The organism is Pseudomonas sp. PDM30 (assembly GCF_019218985.1).
Taxonomy (GTDB): domain Bacteria; phylum Pseudomonadota; class Gammaproteobacteria; order Pseudomonadales; family Pseudomonadaceae; genus Aquipseudomonas; species Aquipseudomonas jessenii.
The window spans coordinates 34,789-50,514 of record NZ_JAHUWM010000018.1 but is presented as its reverse complement, the minus strand read 5'-3'; the positions used below and the strand labels follow the sequence as shown (position 1 = coordinate 50,514).

Annotated in this window: 14 protein-coding genes and 3 pseudogenes; 7 read left to right on the top strand and 10 right to left on the bottom strand. The window is 59.2% G+C overall.

From position 1 onward, the window contains the following. Window positions 1-101: 101 nt before the first annotated feature. Window positions 102-551: an arsenic resistance N-acetyltransferase ArsN2 gene (arsN2, locus tag KW840_RS27720; RefSeq protein ID WP_090454895.1), complete on the bottom strand. Its 450-nt coding sequence runs from the start codon at window positions 549-551 to the stop codon at window positions 102-104. A 186-nt stretch (window positions 552-737) separates the two neighbouring features. Between arsN2 and KW840_RS27715 the strand changes: the two genes are divergently transcribed. Continuing rightward, the gene (locus tag KW840_RS27715) at window positions 738-1,193 is read left to right on the top strand and encodes a VOC family protein (RefSeq protein ID WP_057715305.1); all 456 of its coding nucleotides are present in this window, start codon (window positions 738-740) and stop codon (window positions 1,191-1,193) included. A 180-nt stretch (window positions 1,194-1,373) separates the two neighbouring features. Here KW840_RS27715 and KW840_RS27710 read toward each other — a convergent pair whose 3' ends face one another. Continuing rightward, window positions 1,374-1,826 carry an Lrp/AsnC family transcriptional regulator gene (locus KW840_RS27710; RefSeq protein WP_090457843.1) on the bottom strand — a complete coding sequence of 151 codons (453 nt, stop codon included), beginning with the start codon at window positions 1,824-1,826 and terminating at the stop codon, window positions 1,374-1,376. A gap of 184 nt (window positions 1,827-2,010) precedes the next feature. Between KW840_RS27710 and KW840_RS27705 the strand changes: the two genes are divergently transcribed. Then, window positions 2,011-2,628, top strand: coding sequence for a LysE family translocator (locus tag KW840_RS27705; RefSeq protein WP_218498425.1), 618 nt, complete (start codon window positions 2,011-2,013; stop codon window positions 2,626-2,628). 8 nt (window positions 2,629-2,636) lie between these two features. Here KW840_RS27705 and dsdC read toward each other — a convergent pair whose 3' ends face one another. The 3 genes from dsdC to KW840_RS27690 form a co-directional block, all read right to left on the bottom strand. Further along, on the bottom strand, window positions 2,637-3,605 hold the full coding sequence (gene dsdC / locus KW840_RS27700; RefSeq protein WP_090454881.1) for a DNA-binding transcriptional regulator DsdC: 969 nt from the start codon (window positions 3,603-3,605) through the stop codon (window positions 2,637-2,639). A gap of 161 nt (window positions 3,606-3,766) precedes the next feature. Beyond that, entirely contained in the window at window positions 3,767-5,119 is a 1,353-nt protein-coding gene (dsdA, locus tag KW840_RS27695) for a D-serine ammonia-lyase (protein ID WP_218498424.1), read from the bottom strand. Between the two features lie 43 nt (window positions 5,120-5,162). Beyond that, complete coding sequence (locus KW840_RS27690) at window positions 5,163-6,503, bottom strand: gluconate:H+ symporter (protein WP_218498423.1); 1,341 nt, start codon at window positions 6,501-6,503, stop codon at window positions 5,163-5,165. Window positions 6,504-6,869: 366 nt separating this feature from the next. On the opposite strand from KW840_RS27690, the pseudogene KW840_RS27685 reads away from it, so the two are divergent. The 4 genes and pseudogenes from KW840_RS27685 to KW840_RS27675 form a co-directional block, all read left to right on the top strand. Further along, window positions 6,870-7,706 (top strand): annotated as a pseudogene (locus KW840_RS27685) (patatin-like phospholipase family protein); the annotation flags it as partial. A gap of 322 nt (window positions 7,707-8,028) precedes the next feature. Further along, window positions 8,029-8,160 (top strand): annotated as a pseudogene (locus tag KW840_RS29115) (IS30 family transposase); the annotation flags it as partial. 30 nt (window positions 8,161-8,190) lie between these two features. Continuing rightward, window positions 8,191-8,631, top strand: a complete 441-nt coding sequence (locus KW840_RS27680) for a TolC family protein (RefSeq protein ID WP_371318501.1) — start codon at window positions 8,191-8,193, stop codon at window positions 8,629-8,631. A gap of 56 nt (window positions 8,632-8,687) precedes the next feature. Continuing rightward, window positions 8,688-8,912, top strand: a complete 225-nt coding sequence (locus tag KW840_RS27675) for a hypothetical protein (protein WP_218498420.1) — start codon at window positions 8,688-8,690, stop codon at window positions 8,910-8,912. Between the two features lie 175 nt (window positions 8,913-9,087). On the opposite strand, the pseudogene KW840_RS27670 reads toward KW840_RS27675, so the two are convergent. The 5 genes and pseudogenes from KW840_RS27670 to KW840_RS27650 all read right to left on the bottom strand — a co-directional run. Continuing rightward, window positions 9,088-9,318 (bottom strand): annotated as a pseudogene (locus tag KW840_RS27670) (transposase); the annotation flags it as partial. Between the two features lie 72 nt (window positions 9,319-9,390). Next, window positions 9,391-10,632, bottom strand: coding sequence for a thiolase family protein (locus tag KW840_RS27665; protein ID WP_218498433.1), 1,242 nt, complete (start codon window positions 10,630-10,632; stop codon window positions 9,391-9,393). A gap of 8 nt (window positions 10,633-10,640) precedes the next feature. Then, window positions 10,641-12,524, bottom strand: coding sequence for a feruloyl-CoA synthase (locus tag KW840_RS27660; RefSeq protein ID WP_218498419.1), 1,884 nt, complete (start codon window positions 12,522-12,524; stop codon window positions 10,641-10,643). Window positions 12,525-12,614: 90 nt separating this feature from the next. Then, window positions 12,615-14,063 (bottom strand): aldehyde dehydrogenase, encoded by a 1,449-nt coding sequence (locus KW840_RS27655; RefSeq protein WP_218498418.1) that lies wholly within the window; start codon window positions 14,061-14,063, stop codon window positions 12,615-12,617. A gap of 83 nt (window positions 14,064-14,146) precedes the next feature. Continuing rightward, complete coding sequence (locus KW840_RS27650) at window positions 14,147-14,977, bottom strand: p-hydroxycinnamoyl CoA hydratase/lyase (RefSeq protein WP_150813672.1); 831 nt, start codon at window positions 14,975-14,977, stop codon at window positions 14,147-14,149. 213 nt (window positions 14,978-15,190) lie between these two features. Between KW840_RS27650 and KW840_RS27645 the strand changes: the two genes are divergently transcribed. Further along, window positions 15,191-15,679, top strand: coding sequence for a MarR family winged helix-turn-helix transcriptional regulator (locus tag KW840_RS27645; protein WP_150813673.1), 489 nt, complete (start codon window positions 15,191-15,193; stop codon window positions 15,677-15,679). The last annotated feature ends 47 nt before the right edge of the window (window positions 15,680-15,726 follow it).

The following is a 15,726-nucleotide window of genomic DNA, read 5'->3' as shown; positions in this document are numbered from 1 at the left end:
TAAGTAGTCATTTCAATTCTATGACCGCAACATTACAGTTTTACGACAGCCCGTCCATCAGGCCAGCTTCAATCACTCGGAGTGCTGATGCACATCAATGACTAATCAGTACAAGGGGGACCGTTAAGCAACTTGCGCAGATACTTCGCCGATGCAGGGCACAAATGCTTGAATTGAACTGTCTGGGTGATAGCCGCAGGCGCCTCGTCCCTGCCAAGCAGTTCGTATCCATTGGCAGAGAAAAAACCAGCAGCGCCTTGAGTCAACAGGTGCAATCGGACTGCGCCTTGAGAGACCGCATAGCGTTCCAGTTCAGACAACACCGCTTTACCCAGCCCCTCTCCACGATGCGTCTCACAAACGACTATTGAGCGAAGCAACAGATCGGAACCCGCACCCTCGAGCCCCCCATAAGCCACCCACTCCCCATCCACTTCGAACCGGTAAAACTGTCGATCTGGTTCACTGACATCACTGAAGGGCAGCCCTGCCTGGCTTAATGACTTACACAGATGATCCAGATCACTCGGCCCTACTTTTCTTGCCTGCATTGCCGCCCCCCCTTGCTTCTGACTCACTGAGTTTCACGGTAGTAATTACTGGTGTCGACAAGATCACTGCAACGCAAGAGAGCGGTTAATGGCATGCTGACCTCGGTCTGTGATTGAGCACTCTCAAGATCGGTACCCATTTCTCATCCAAGGTCAATAGGACGCAGGGTCGGCAGGAGGCATGCAATGGAACTGAAGTTCAGTCACATCGATGTACTGGTCAAGAATCTCGACGAAGCCTGTGCTTACTACGTACAGATACTGAACGCCAGGATCTCCAAAACGCTCGTCTGGGAGCGAGGTGGTCTGCACGTGCGCTACGCGATTGCGCTGATCGGTCAAGAGCGTTTCATGCTAGTACAGCCGTTGGCCGGGAATCTGAGGGAGCTATTGGACTCCTCGGGTGAAGGGATGATTTATCGCCACTGCTATTCGACGCCGGACATCGAGAAGGCCTATGACGAACTGATGGTCGCCGGTGTCCAGCCAGAAGACGAAAACGGAAAGCCATTGGCCCGCGCGAACCTGCAATCCCCGTCCGGGACACGCATTATCTGGTTGCCCAAGCGCTTCGGGCACTTCTCTATCGAAATCCTGGAAGACAAGGCGCTAGAGGCATTTGTAGAAGCTGCATTTGCCTGAGTGATGCGGCGATAAACGTCTGCTTGCTGTGGATTCAACGGTCATACCCATTTTTCGCATGCCCGAGAAGCACCTCCAAAACAGCACTGACAGACAGGGAACCACTTTTTCAACAGAACCTGTCAGAAGCAGCCTCCCCCCCACAAAATCCTGAAATAAACAGAAGATGTGCCGCGCCGATCACAAAGGTAGCGGTCTGTCTTGAATGACCCGCTTCATGACCAGGGTCGAGGTGAGCCGTTGCACATTAGGCAATGTCGAGAGGCTCTCATCGTAAAGCCTTTGAAAGGCGGGCAAGTCCTGGGCAATGACGTGCAGCAGGTAGTCCGGCTCCCCAAACAACCTTTGGGCATCGACCACCTGAGGTATTTCAATGAGCGCCGCCTCGAACGCCTCGACGGCTTGCCGGTCACCCTCGCGGAGCGTGGCAAATACCATTGCGGAAAAATTCAGGCCCAGTGCACCGGGATCAAGCTGCGCACGGTAGCCCAGCAATACACCGGAGTCCTCCAGTGCCCGCACTCGCCGATGACAGGGTGAAAGGCTCAAGCCGACGCGTTCGGCAAGTTCAGTGACCGAAAGACGGCCATCCTTTTGCAGCTCGGCAAGAATCTTCCGGTCAGTTCTGTCCACGTAGAATAATCTCCCTCACTGCGACGAAAATACGACCACATTTGATATTTAATTCTAACAACATTTCATTAATCTTCCCCCATCCATTAACAGCCGTACTCCTCTTCAGGAAACAAGAGGGGTGGCCTATGAGAGGCGGGATGATGAATAACGCGATGATTGATGAACGGGCGTGGGTGACGCCATGACCTTCAGTGTCTTTGTTGCCTTCTGGGCGGTGTCGTTTCTGTTCGTCGTTACGCCCGGAGCGGATTGGGCCTACGCGATATCCGCTGGCCTGAAGCATCGCGTCGTCATACCGGCTGTGGGCGGACTGCTGTCCGGCCACCTGATTGCCACATTGGTGGTAGCCGCTGGTGTCGGCACCCTGGTCGCCAACCATCCTGGGGTCATGTCAGTGCTGACGATGGCCGGGGCGGGTTACCTGCTTTGGTTGGGCATCAACATGCTCACCCGTCCCTCCACACCCCACACCGATGAAGTTCAGGCGTCAGGCTCATGGTTGCGCTGGGCGCTCAAGGGGCTTTGCGTCAGCGGCTTGAATCCGAAAGTGTTCCTGCTGTTCCTGGCGCTCTTGCCCCAGTTTGCCGATGCCACTGCCCCCTGGCCTGTACCGACGCAGATGATCGCGCTCGGGCTTGTCCACACCGTCAGTTGTGGCGTTATTTATCTCTTGGTCGGTTTTGGCTCACAGGTTGTTCTAAAGGCACGCCCAGCCGCCGCTCAGTGGGTCAGTCGTTTCTCCGGAGCGATCATGATCATCATCGCCGTGACGCTGTTTACCGAACAGATGCCGGCTTGATTGCCTCATCAGGACAGGTCGTCGTTCTCATCCAGAGGTGATGATTGATGTGCGCATTCTCGTAGCCAGTTCATGAAAACCAGCAGTCGCTTAGGGATAGTGCCGAGCGACGGGTGAACCAGATAGTAATCGTAGTGGCCTGAGCGGCTGAATTCAGCGAGCGGCAGGACGAGCTCGCCGCGATCAACCCGCTTCTGCACAAGCTGCTGACGGCCAATCGCAATGCCGGCGTGGTTCATGGCTGCGGTCACACATAAATCAGAGCGATCGAAGGTCAAGCTACGTTTGGGAAGTGCCGCGAGCATGTTGTGTTGCTCTGCCCAAAGCGTCCACTCGGCATCATAGGCCGCATGATCCCACGCCAGGGAGTCATGCAAGATTGTGCAGTTCCTTAAGTTGTCCGGGTTCTCCTCCAGGCGATGGCGTCGCGCATACTCGGGACTACACACCGGGGCCAGCCGCTCGCGCATCAACCGATGGCTCGTCAACCCGGGAAACTCGCCATTGGCGTAGTACAGGGCCAAGTCGATTTTACGGGTTCGAAAGTCGACATTGTCATTGCCTACCCGCAGGTCCAATGACACCAAGGGATATCGCTCGATAAAATCCGCCAGCCTGGGAACCAGCCAGCATTGGGCAATGGAAGGCCTGACATAGAGCGCGATCGAGCCGGCAATTTCCGCCTGTGTCGATTGCTCGAGTGCCTCGGACAATTCTCCCATCGCATTCTGGAGTATTTCGAAGATACGCTCGCCTTCGTCGGTCAGGCTGACCTGCCGGGTCAGGCGCTGGAACAGTTTCATGGATAAGGCGGTTTCCAGACGACTTATACGGTGGCTCACGGCGCTTGCGGTCAAACACAGTTCCTCTGCCGCACGGGCGAAGCTCAGATGACGAGCGGCAACCAAAAAGGTGTGAAGGTTCGCGAACTGGCTGCTGTTGAGCCTGGAGCTGATACGTGGAGGAAGGTTGAGCACGACAGTTTTCCCTGAAACCCAAAAGCCGCCTTGCGTTGTACGCATTTCCAGCGGGCAAACGTAACGGATGTGGCAAGACGTTGATCTTGCCACATCCGGTTCAGGCTTAAATCAGCGAGAACTCTGTCGAGTCCAGCCAATTCGGGTCCATTCAGACCAGATTAACCTTTGGCGAGCAATTCACGGCCCATGGCCAGATAAGCTTCCATCTCGTCGCAAGGCACCATATTGCCGCCCGTTGCCCAAACCAGATGGGTGGCTTGCACCATGGCCTGACGGTCCAGGCGCGCGCGAGCCAGGTAGCCCTGCTGGTCGGCCTGGACTCTGGCAATGCCGGGCACGCCGGCGAGCGCGGATGGCTCGAGGCGCACACCTTCGCTGCGCTCCATCAGTGCCAGCAAACTGTACATTTCCTCGTCGCTGACCGTGTAGAAACCATCAAGCAAGCGCTGCATGGCCTTGCCGACAAAACCTGAAGCGCGTCCGACGGCCAGGCCGTCCGCAGCCGTCACGTTGTCGATGCCGAAGTCTTGCACGCTCACTTCGTCGTGCAGGCCGGTATAGACGCCCAGCATCATGCATGGCGAGTGTGTGGGCTCGGCGAAGATGCAATGGACAGCGTCGCCAAAGGCTAGCTTCAGGCCGAAGGCCACGCCCCCAGGCGCGCCACCCACCCCACAGGGCAGATAAACAAACAATGGATGTTGCGCATCCACGGTGATGTCAGCCGCTGCCAATTGCTTTTTCAGGCGCTCGGCAGCCACCGAGTAGCCCAGGAACAGGTTGACCGAGTTTTCATCGTCCACAAAATGGCAGGCTGGATCGGACTCCGCTTGTTGACGGCCTTGCGAGACGGCCACACTGTAATCGGAGGAGTACTCAATAACGGTAACGCCGTGTGAACGTAACTTGTCTTTCTTCCATTGCCGCGCATCCGCCGACATATGCACGGTCACCTGGAAACCCAATGCCGCCCCCATGATGCCGATGGACATGCCAAGGTTGCCGGTCGAGCCAACGGCTATTTTGTATTGGCCGAAAAAGGCACGCGCCTTATCGCTGTCCAGCACCGCGTAGTCATCATCAAGCGTCAGCAGATTCGCGGCCAACGCCAGGTCTTCGGCATGCTTGAGTACTTCATAAATACCACCGCGCGCCTTGATGGAGCCCGAAATCGGCAGATGGCTGTCCCGCTTGAGCCACAGCGCCCCTTGCAACGCCTGACCGTAGCGCTCGCCGAGCAATTGCTGCAGGTGTGGTACGGGCAGAATGTCCGATTCGATAATGCCGCCACTGCACTCCGTCTCCGGAAACGCGCGCCGCAGGTAAGAAGCAAAACGCGTCAGTCGCGCACTGGCATCGGCGACGTCTGCGGCCGTCAACCCCACATCGCCAATCGATTCCGCGACCGGGGCCACGGCAGGGTTGAACCAAGTGGTTTCTTGCAGCGCGACCAGATCGCGAATCAAAGGATAACTGGCGTACCAGCTTTCAAGTGTCTTGCCCAAAATCATGGCGTGGTCCCTTTAAACAATCAGGCGGAAAATACGGGTTGAATCAAACGAATTGCGACAGCAGCAGGGTCAGGCCCAGCGCGATCAATGAAGCCAGTACGGTAGCCGAGGTGAATTTCTTCAACGCTTCGGCGAGCGAGACGCCCAGATACTCCTTGACCACCCAGAAGGCCGAGTCCGTCACATGGGTCCAGCCAATGGCGCCGGCACCGATGGCAATGCAGATAATTTCCTTACTCACGGTGGGATGAGCGCTCAGCATCGGCATCACCATGCCGGCGGCGCTGATCATTGCCACTGTCGCTGAACCGACGGCGAAGTGCATCAGCCCTGCCACCAACCACGCCAGGACGATGGGATTCATGTTCAATTGCGTCAACGAGCCGGACAGCGCGTTACCCACGCCGCTGTCGACCAGGATGCCGTTGAATGCCCCACCGGCACCGATGATCAGCAGAATGCTGGCCAGCGGAGGAAAGCTCTTCTGAGTGTGCGCGAGCAAGTCAGGCATTGATAAGCCGCGGCGCAAACCCAGCGCCCAGTAAGCGAACACCACAGCAATGGACAGTGCTATCAGCGGCGTGCCCAGGAACGAAACGATGCTGAAGAACCCGGAATCATGGGGCAGTCCGGCCGCAAAACTTTTGCCGACCATCAGCAGCAGTGGCAGCAGGATGGTCAGCAGTGTCAAGCCAAGGCCTGGCAAGTCCCGGGTCGCGCTGTCAACGCAATGTTCGTCCAGAAAAGCTTCTTGAGTGTCAGGCGCTTCACTCTTGCAGACCAGCTTGATCCACAGCGGCCCGGCAATGATGGCGGTAGGCAGCGCGATAATGAGGCCATACACAATAACCTTGCCGACATCGGCGCCCAGCAGCCCGGTGATGGCCATCGCGGCAGGGTGCGGGGGCAACATGCAATGAACTGCCATCAGCGACACGGCCAAGGGCACGCCCAGGTACAAAAGGTTGATCCGGGTCTCTTTGGCGACCACATAGATCAGGGGAATCAGCAGAACGAATCCAACCTCGAAGAACACCGGGATGCCCGCGATAAACCCTACTAGCATCATGGCCCATGAGGCACGCTCTTTACCCAGGGTGCTCAATAGCGTCTGGGCAATGCGCTCCGCGCCACCGGATTCTTCCAGCATCTTGCCGAGTATGCCGCCAAGGCCAATGATCGTTGCCAGGAATCCGAGTGTTCCACCGACACCTTTTTCATAGGAAGAGGCCATTTGCGCCAGTGGCATGCCTGAACCGATGCCCACCACAAAGCTCGCTGCGGTCAAGGCCAGGAATGCGTGGACACGCACTTTGACGATTAGAAAAACGATCAGAATGATGGCGGAAAACAACACCACCAATAGAGTGGGACCACTGTGCATACAATCTCCTGAAAGAGCTTTTATTGTTGAAACAAGTGATCTTGGTCACTCAGCTTTTCGGCATTAGAGAGCGCAACACAGGGACCTGACAAAGGATGGATTTTCAAGGGATGGATGACATGAGGTCATCTATGGTGAGTGCATGGCGTGAAGTGATAAAAGTTCGAGCCATATCTATAAGGGACTGGAGGCTATCAAAGCCTGGAAGCAAGCCTCGCAGGCCAAGTGAACCTGAGCGCGCGGCCAATGAGTTTTTTTATCATGTCAAGGAGCGCAAAATGAGCTGTCTGGCGTTCGAATGATGTGTCGCAGTCGGCTGGCGTGTAGACATCTCGGGCACCATGGGTAAGGACTTTCTCGAGTACGATGAGCGCGCGCTTGCTGTCGACTGCAGGGGCCGGAGGAGGCGTTTTGAAACCATTCGCGCTCAGACCTGGCGCCTCGACTCTGAACATGTTCCTGCAAGGGGGCTTGCCACGCCGTGATGCTGTGCCGCAAACGTTAACGGAAAAAGCGGTCATCCCTGGCATTCCCAATGCTCGCTATTGGTTGGACCACGACCTGACTCTGTTCATTCAGGATGCAACTGAGGGCAACAAACGCGAGAGCGAGGCTCTCGCCAAGGCAGGGAAACCGAACAACATCCTGCCGCTGGCAAATATGCTGGCAGTTTCGGGAGGCGGTGACGCAGGCACATTCGCAGCAGGACTCATTACGGGGTGGACCACGCATGGGACTCGCCCCATGTTCAAGGTCGTCACGGGCATTAGCGCGGGCGCCCTGGTCGCCCCGTTCGCTTACCTGGGATCCGAGTACGACGAAGTCATTCGGTATATCGCCAACGCCATCGGTCCAAAAGACGTTTTTCATTCGCGAAACGTGCTGACCCGTCTTGCCAGCGACGGTATAGCGGACAGCAAACCACTGTCGCGGCTCATCACAAAGTACATCACCGCGGAAATTCTTGCGGCGATTGCATCGGAATACGCCAAAGGGCGAATCCTGCTGATCGGCACAACCGATCTTGATTCAGGGCGGCCAGTCACTTGGAACATGGGCACTATTGCCGCAAGCGTTGCACCGGGAGCGCTCGACCTCTTCCGCAACATCATGATCGCGTCGATGAGTATTCCCGGCGCCGTCTCACCCGTCATGATCGATGTAGACGTTGACGGCAAACAGTTTCAGGAAATGCACGTGGACGGTGGGGTAATCACTCAGGTGTTCCTTTACCCACCAGGCACAAAGATGGCGCTGAACAGAGCCACCGGAGCACCTTTGCGACTCGAACGGCATTTCTATGTCATTCGTAATGGGACACTGGAGCCGCAGTGGTCCGGGACGAAACGCCGTACATTGAGCATCGGCGGTCGAGCCATCAGTGCATTGATTCAAACTCAGGGGATCAGCGACCTGGAGCGAATTTACCGTATGGCGCAGCAGGATGGAGCGGATTTCAATCTTGCGTACATTGGCTCCGACTTTTACTTTCCGCGCAATAAGAAATTCGATGGCGAGTACATGAAGCGTTTATTCGATTACGCCTTTCAACTCAGCGCGAAGGGCTATCCGTGGCATAAATCACCGCCCTCGGAAAACTCTGAACTACGAAACACCCGCTGAACGATTGAGCCAATCTGTTGCGTCGATCGGTTGAATCCACAGCCAATAGCTGTCATTCACTTAGGTGGATCGTAGCGGCTCATCCAGTATTGGGTTGCGCTTAAGCATGCCGCTTTACAGTGGTGGTAGAACTCAATCTGCTGTACGAAAAGCGGTAGCTGAGCAATCGCATGCAGAGTATGCACTCGAGGACGCTCGTCGTGCGGTCAACGCGGCGACCTGGGATGCCTGGTCGGAGGTTATGACAGGAATCGCTCAGGTGCAGGCTCTGGAGGCTGCAAAAAAATCTGCCCAGATGGCGGTGGATGCCAACCGCCTGGGTTATAGCGTTGGCGTGCGGGTAAGCATTGATGTGCTGGAAGTACAGGGCCAGTTGAGCGAGACGGTGCAAAAACTCTCACAGGCCCGTTATGACACCTTGCTAGCCCAGCTAAAGTTGAAAGCCGCCGTTGGCGCGTTGCAGGGGAGTGACCTGATCAGCATCAACGCGCTCCTTCATCACTGATAAGACCACGTGGAATACATCATTTTCCGACACACTATCGCAGGAGCGTTACTGGAATGAGTCACAAGCACACACCGTACTTCGACATGTTCATAAAGTTCTACAAGGTTTTGTTTTCCGGCCTTCTGCTGGTTGCCTTGGGTTTGACGATCTACTCAATGCTGACGTCCAACTACAGCGATGCGGGAACTACATCGCGCAGCGCACTGGTTTTTGCTGGGCTTCTGTGGGTGGGCTGCAATCTGCATTGGATAGAGAAGACACTCAAGTCTCTGCGTTAATGACCTGCGTGGGGGAGGCTGCTGGGCGTGCTGTTCCCGCTGTGGGCACTGGGCACGACGTTGCAGTACACGCCGCCCGTGATGCCATAACAGCCTCTACTGGGTCAGTTTTCGGTCAGCGGTAACACTATAGTCGTTAAAGCCCTACACAATCCGGCGATAGCCGGATTGCTGGTCATGGCATGCTGGTGAGCTGCGGTAAAAGTTTGGCCAATCTCCGCAGATTTTGCACCGCTGCCGCCAGCGTGAACTCATCGGTCGCGCCACTCAGACCACGTAGCCGTAAACGATCCAGTTTCAGGATGCGCTTGAGGTGGGCAAACAACATTTCGACCTTCTTACGTTCGTGGCGAGAGCGCACGTACTCCGGCGTCGCGGCGATGCGCCGAGCCACATCAAAAGCTGCCGTTCATGTCCGGCAGCTTTCGGCCAGAAGTCATTGGCAGAAAACACAGCTTGCCCGTCAGCCGACGAAATCTTAGGCACGCCAGGCGGGATTCTCGATCAGTAGCGCCATGCCCTGCCCACCGCCAACACAGGCCGCGGTAACCCCGTAACGCAGATTGTGCTCACGCAGTTGTCGGGCCAGGGTCAGCACCAGGCGCAAGCCACTGGCGGCCAAGGGGTGGCCGAGTGCCAACGAACCACCCTGGACGTTCAGACGCGAAGGGTCCAGCTCCAGCTCCTGAGCCACTGCCAGGACCTGGGCGGCCTGGGCTTCGTTGATTTCAAAGCGGTCGATCCGATCCAGGCTCAAGCCGCTGCGCTGCAGCAGCAGGCGAATCGCCGGTGCCGGACCGATGCCCATGAACTCCGGCGCCACCCCGACCACCGCGCTGGCCCGCAGCAAGGCCAACGGTGTATCCCGACGGGCCGAAGCGCGCCCGACCAGGGCCGCCGCCGCGCCATCGACCACCGCACAACTGTTGCCGGCGGTTTGCATCCCGCCTTCGTGCACGGTGCGCAACCGGGACAACGCCGCGATGTCTCCGGGCCGTGGGTGGCTGTCTTCACTCACCGTGTCGACGCCGCGTGACAGGCGGATGCCCCGTGGCTGATAGCCTTGCAGTTCGAACACCTGATGCCCCACGGCAACGAGCTCGGGTGCCAGCCAGCCCGCGTGTTGTGCCGCAAATGCCCGCTGATGACTGGCACAGGCGTATGCGTCCACCGCTTCTCGACTCAGCCCATAACGCCGCGCGAGGTTGTCGGCGGTGGTGATCATGTCCACCCCGGGAGCCGGGTCGTACAAGGCTTCCCAGAGAAAATCCTTGAACTGCACTTGCGCGCCAAGGCGGAAACCGCCTCGATGGGTATAGGCCGCAATCGGATTGCGCGACATCGATTCGGTGGCCACGCACAGGGCCAATTGCACGCTGTCATCCAGTTGCCTGGCGGCCTGGCGCAGCAGTTCGAAACCGGTGGCGCAGATCCGCTGCACCCCCAGTGCCGGAACCGATTGCGCCACGCCGCTGTAGAGGCCGATGTGCCGTGGCAGCATGTAGGCATCGAAACTGGCCTGGGCCATGGAACCCGCCAGCACGCTGTCGACTGCCAGCGGGTCAACTTGCGCGCGCGCCAGTACTTCGCGCCCGACCTTGATGCCCAGGTCGATCGGCGACACCTCGGCCAGTGCCCCACCGAGGTCCACCCACGGTGTGCGCACCGCATCGAAAATCGCCGCATCGGCAAAGGCCGAGTACTGCCCGCCGGTGTTCAGGACTTCGCTCACGACTTCGCCCCGGCGCGCAGGATGGCTGGATCGAGCCCGCGATACAGCGCCTCGACCTGCTCCGCGCGCCACTGCAATACCGCACGCTGGTTGATCGAACCCTTGTCGGTGATTTCCCCCCGATCGATGGACGCCGGCTCGTCAAGCAAGGCGATCCATTCCAGGCGACTGGCATTGCCCGTGGCCTCGCGATTGAATCGCTGCAACCAGCCGGCGAACCACTCGCGCACCGGCGCGCTGGCCAACACCTCGGCGTCGCTGGCACTGGCCGCCAGCCCTGACAGCCGTCGACATTCGAACATCCGCGCAAAGACCAGCGCGCCCAGGCACTCGCGATCCGGCGCGGTCACCACCAGGTCCTGGACATAGGGTGAACCTTCGAGCACCGCGCGGCTGCGCAACGGCCCGACGCTGACGAACACCCCGGATGACAACTTGAAATCTTCGGCGATGCGCCCGTCGAACATCAGCCCCAATTGCGGATCGCGCGGGTCGGCGAGCTTGAGCGCATCTCCGGAGCAGTAGAAGCCCTGCGAGTCGAACGCATCGTGGGTCTGCTGTGGTGACCGCCAGTAACCGGGCATGATGTGCGGCCCACGAAAGCGTCCTTCGAGTTTGCCGTCCACCGGCACCAGGCGCACCTCACAACCTGGTGCCGGCAAGCCGACATAACCGGCCATGGACAACGGCCCGGTGGTGAAGGTGCAAGACGGCGAAGCCTCGGTCATGCCGAGCCCGGCCATCATGCGGATACGCTCACCGCAGTGCTGTTCGCTGATCCGGTCGAGGCGGTCCCAGACACTTTGCGACAGACCGGCGGCGGCAAAGAAAAACAGACTGATACGCTTGAAAAAGATCTCCCGCAGCTCCGCGTCCTGCTCCAGTGCCGAGGCCAATTCTTCCCAGCCTTTGGGCACGGTCAGGTAGGCCGTAGGCGACACGTCTTTGAGATTACGCAGGGTTTGCGCAACCCCCTGCGCCGTGGGTTTGCCGTCGTCCAAGTAAAAGCTGCCACCGTTGTAGAGCACGATGCCGACGTTATGGCTGCCGCCGAAAGTGTGGTTCCACGGCAGCCAGTCCACCAGCACCGGTGGTTCTTCGCCGAACACCGGAAAGGTCTGCAACAGCATCTGTTGGTTAGAGCACAGCATGCGCTGGGTGGTGATCACCGCCTTGGGCAGCTTCGTCGAGCCGGAGGTGAACAGGAACTTGGCGATGCTGTCCGATCCCGTACCAGCAAAAGCGGCCTCGGCCTCGGCCCCGCCCGGTTGTTCAAGCAGGCTGGCGAAACTCACCTGGTGGCGTCCCGCGATTTCGCCCCGGACGGTAATCATGGGCGTTTCAGCGGGTATCACGGCATCGATGGCGCGCTGGTAGGCCGCAGCATCACTGACAAACACCAAGCCAGGTTGCAGCAGATCGCAGACGTGACGCAGCTTGGCGAAATCCTGGGACAGCAGCGAATAGGCCGGCGACACCGGGCAGTAGGGAATGCCCGCGTACATGGCGCCGAAGGCGAGTTGCAAATGCTCGATGTCATTGCCTGAGAGCAACACCAGCGGTTTGTCTGCTGACAGGCCGTAGCTCAACAGGCTTTGGGCGATGGCCCGAACACTCTCGAGCATCTCGGCGTAACTGACCCGGCGCCAGTCACCGTCGGCCTGGCGGGCGGCGATAAAGGTTTGCTCGGGACGCACCTTGGCCCAAAGCACCAAACGGTCAAGCAGTCGCGGTGGATACTCGGCCAATGGCTCCAGGGAACGCATGTGCAACGCGCCCTGCTGTTCTGTCACCTCGACCGCTGCGCGACCGATGGCCACGTGACGGTAGCGCGGCGCGCAGGCCTCGGTGTGGGGTTGCGATCTGAATTCGGAACTCACGTGCTTGTTCTCCATCAAGGCACGCTACCACCAAGCCGCACGAATGGGCATGGTGGTGGCTGCAGCCTTTTTTATTGTTATTTCTGCGGTTCAGATCGGGTAGTGCCGCGGTCCATGCTGCAAAGTAACCCAGCGCAACTGGGTGAAATGGTCGATGGACGCCTTGCCGCCAAAGCTGCCGTAGCCGCTGGACTTGACTCCACCGAAGGGCATTTGCGCTTCGTCGTGCACGGTCGGGCCGTTGATATGGCAGATGCCCGACTCGACCCGTTGGGCCAGCGCCAGGGCGCGCCCGGTATCGCGGCTGAAGATCGCCGCCGACAACCCGAACTCGGAATCGTTGGCCAGACGCAGCAACGCTTCATCGCCCACCCCGCGCAACAACACCGCCACCGGGCCGAAGGATTCCTCGCGGTACAGACGCATGCTCTCGTCAACGCCATCGAGCAGGGTCGGCTGCAAAATGCTGCCGTCCAGCTGTCCACCGACCACCAGCCGCGCACCCTTGGCCAGGGCATCGTCGATCAACCCTTTGATGCGCGTTCCGGCACTGGCATCCACCAGCGAACCGAGCACCGAATCCGCCAGCGCGGGATCTCCGGCGCGCAGGGTCTCGACCTTGGCCGCCAGCTTTCCGACAAAGGCGTCGGCGACCTTGGCATCGACGATCAGCCGTTCGGTGGACATGCAGATCTGTCCCTGATTGAAGTACGCGCCGAAAGCGGCTGCCTCCACCGCCGCATCCAGGTCGGCATCATCGAGCACCAGCAATGGCGCCTTGCCGCCCAGCTCCAGCAAGGCTGGCTTTAGGTGGCGCGCCGAAAGCTCGCCGACGATGCGCCCGACATGGGTCGAGCCGGTGAAGTTGACCCGCCGCACCGCCGGGTTGGCGATCAGCCGCTCGACAATCGCCGAGGCATCCGCCGGGGCATTGCTGATGACGTTGACCACGCCGTCACCCAACCCTGCATCCTGCAAGACCTGGCCGATCAGACGATGCACCGCTGGGCTCAGCTCAGACGCCTTGAGCACCACGGTATTGCCGCACGCCAGCGGCATGGCGATGGCGCGGGTGGCGAGAATCACCGGGGCGTTCCACGGGGCGATCCCCAGCACCACGCCACAGGGTTGGCGCAGGGCCATGGCAAAACTGCCCGGCACATCCGAGGGAATCACTTCGCCATTGATCTGGGTGGTCATCGATGCCGCTTCACGCAGCATGTTGGCCGACAGCCGCACGTTAAAACCGTACCAGTTGGCCATGGCCCCGGTTTCGCCGGCCGCCGCGATGAATTCGTCGCTGCGCGCCTGCAACTGCTCGGCCGCCTTGAGCAAACGGGTGCGTCGTTCATTGGGCGCCAGGGCGGCCCAGGCGGGAAACGCTGCCTGGGCCGCAGCCACCGCGGCATCGGCATCTTCCAGGGTGGCGGCAGCAACCCGCGATACCAATTCACCGGTCACCGGGTTGCGGCGCTCAAAGGTTCGACCGTCGCGGGCAGGCAGCGACTGGCCGCCAATCAACAGGGGCACGTCCAGCATGGTGATTCCTCTTTATTGTCTTTGTCGGGAATGCATTCGAGCGATGCAGAGCGCCGGGGCGGACATGCACCCGGTGATCAGTCTCAGCGCTTGTAGGCCTGCAGACCGGGCTTGATGCTCTTGTCGTCGAGGAACTGCTTCATGCCCTGCTCGCGGCCACCCTCGGTGTCGAGCAGGCGCGACTGGTCAAGCTTGGCGTACAGGTAGTCCTCGTTCTGCTCCCAGGTCAGCTCGCGGCAGCGCTTGAAGCCATGCTTGGCCGCACGCAGTACCACCGGGTTTTTCTCCAGCAGGTTGCGCGCCAGGTCCACGGTGACTTCACGCAGTTGCACCAAGGGTACGCTTTCGTTGACCAGGCCCATCTCGGCGGCTTTCTGCCCACCGAAGGTCTTGCCGGTCATGATGTAGTACAGCGACTGACGATGGCCCACGGTGTCGGCCATGGCTTTGCTCACCAGGTTGCCCGGCGGGATGCCCCAGTTGATTTCCGAGAGGCCGAAGGTCGCTTCGTCGGCGCAGATCGCCAGGTCACAGGCCACCAGTGGGCTGAAGCCACCACCGAAACACCAGCCGTTGACCATGGCGATGGTCGGCTTGGTGTACATGCGCAGCAGTTTCCATTGCCACTGCGAGGCTTCGCGGCGGATTTTTTCCTGGAGGATCTCCGGGCCCGCGTCCACTTCGCGAAAGTATTCCTTGAGGTCCATGCCCGCAGTCCAGGCTTCACCGGCACCGGTCAGCACCAGCACACCGGCCGCCGGATCCTGCTCAAGGGTTTCCAGCACATCGATCATTTCCCGGTTGAGCGTCGGACTCATGGCGTTGCGTTTTTCCGGGCGATTGAGGATGACCCAGGCGATGCCTTCTTCGATCTCGACCTTGACGGTTGTCCAGCGACCTTCGTAATTGCTCATGGCGATGCTCTCTTGTTCTTGGCTTGAAGATGACTGGAAATTAAAGGATCGATATAGTTATGTCAATTAACTATTAATCGAATTAACCATTTTTTATCCACCCGAAAATATCCTCCGCCCCCTTCACCATGAACGACGGGCATAGCTATCAGCGGCCAACCCCGGCAAACTAGATACACTTGTTAACCTCCATCTCTTCAGGATTCACCCGCAATGGCCAAGCCTTCTCCCCTCGCCGACCAGAACGAGTCCCCGTCCGCCACCGCCGAGCTGCAGGCACCGCTGGATTCGGCACTGGATGACCTGATCGGCTACGCGATGCGGCGCGCCCAACTCAAACTGTTCCAGAACCTGATCGGTCGCCTGTCAGCCCACGACCTGCGCCCCGCGCAGTTCTCGGCCCTGGCGATCATCGACCAGAATCCGGGGCTGATGCAGGCCGACCTGGCCCGGGCCCTGGCCATCGAGCCGCCGCAGGTGGTGCCGTTGCTCAATAAACTGGAAAGCCGCGCGCTGGCGGTGCGAGTGCGTTGCAAGCCGGACAAACGCTCCTACGGAATCTTCCTGAGCAAGACCGGCGAAACCTTGCTCAAGGAGCTCAAGCAGATCGCCGCGCAAAGCGATTTCGACTCCACTTCAGCGCTGACCGGCGAAGAGCGCGAGGAGCTGCTGCGCTTGCTGAGGAAGGTTTACCAGGACTGAACGCACGCTGCCGGCACGCTCCAGAAGGGGCGGCCGGCGGGGAACAT

Bases quoted from the DNA above. Each gene is read 5' to 3' on its own strand.
- KW840_RS27645 (WP_150813673.1), top strand. From the start codon at position 15,191: ATGGCCAAGCCTTCTCCCCTCGCCGACCAGAACGAGTCCCCGTCCGCC.
- KW840_RS27650 (WP_150813672.1), bottom strand. From the start codon at position 14,977: ATGAGCAATTACGAAGGTCGCTGGACAACCGTCAAGGTCGAGATCGAA.
- KW840_RS27715 (WP_057715305.1), top strand. From the start codon at position 738: ATGGAACTGAAGTTCAGTCACATCGATGTACTGGTCAAGAATCTCGAC.
- KW840_RS27705 (WP_218498425.1), top strand. From the start codon at position 2,011: ATGACCTTCAGTGTCTTTGTTGCCTTCTGGGCGGTGTCGTTTCTGTTC.
- arsN2 (WP_090454895.1), bottom strand. From the start codon at position 551: ATGCAGGCAAGAAAAGTAGGGCCGAGTGATCTGGATCATCTGTGTAAG.
- KW840_RS27655 (WP_218498418.1), bottom strand. From the start codon at position 14,063: ATGCTGGACGTGCCCCTGTTGATTGGCGGCCAGTCGCTGCCTGCCCGC.
- KW840_RS27690 (WP_218498423.1), bottom strand. From the start codon at position 6,503: ATGCACAGTGGTCCCACTCTATTGGTGGTGTTGTTTTCCGCCATCATT.
- KW840_RS27675 (WP_218498420.1), top strand. From the start codon at position 8,688: ATGAGTCACAAGCACACACCGTACTTCGACATGTTCATAAAGTTCTAC.
- dsdA (WP_218498424.1), bottom strand. From the start codon at position 5,119: ATGATTTTGGGCAAGACACTTGAAAGCTGGTACGCCAGTTATCCTTTG.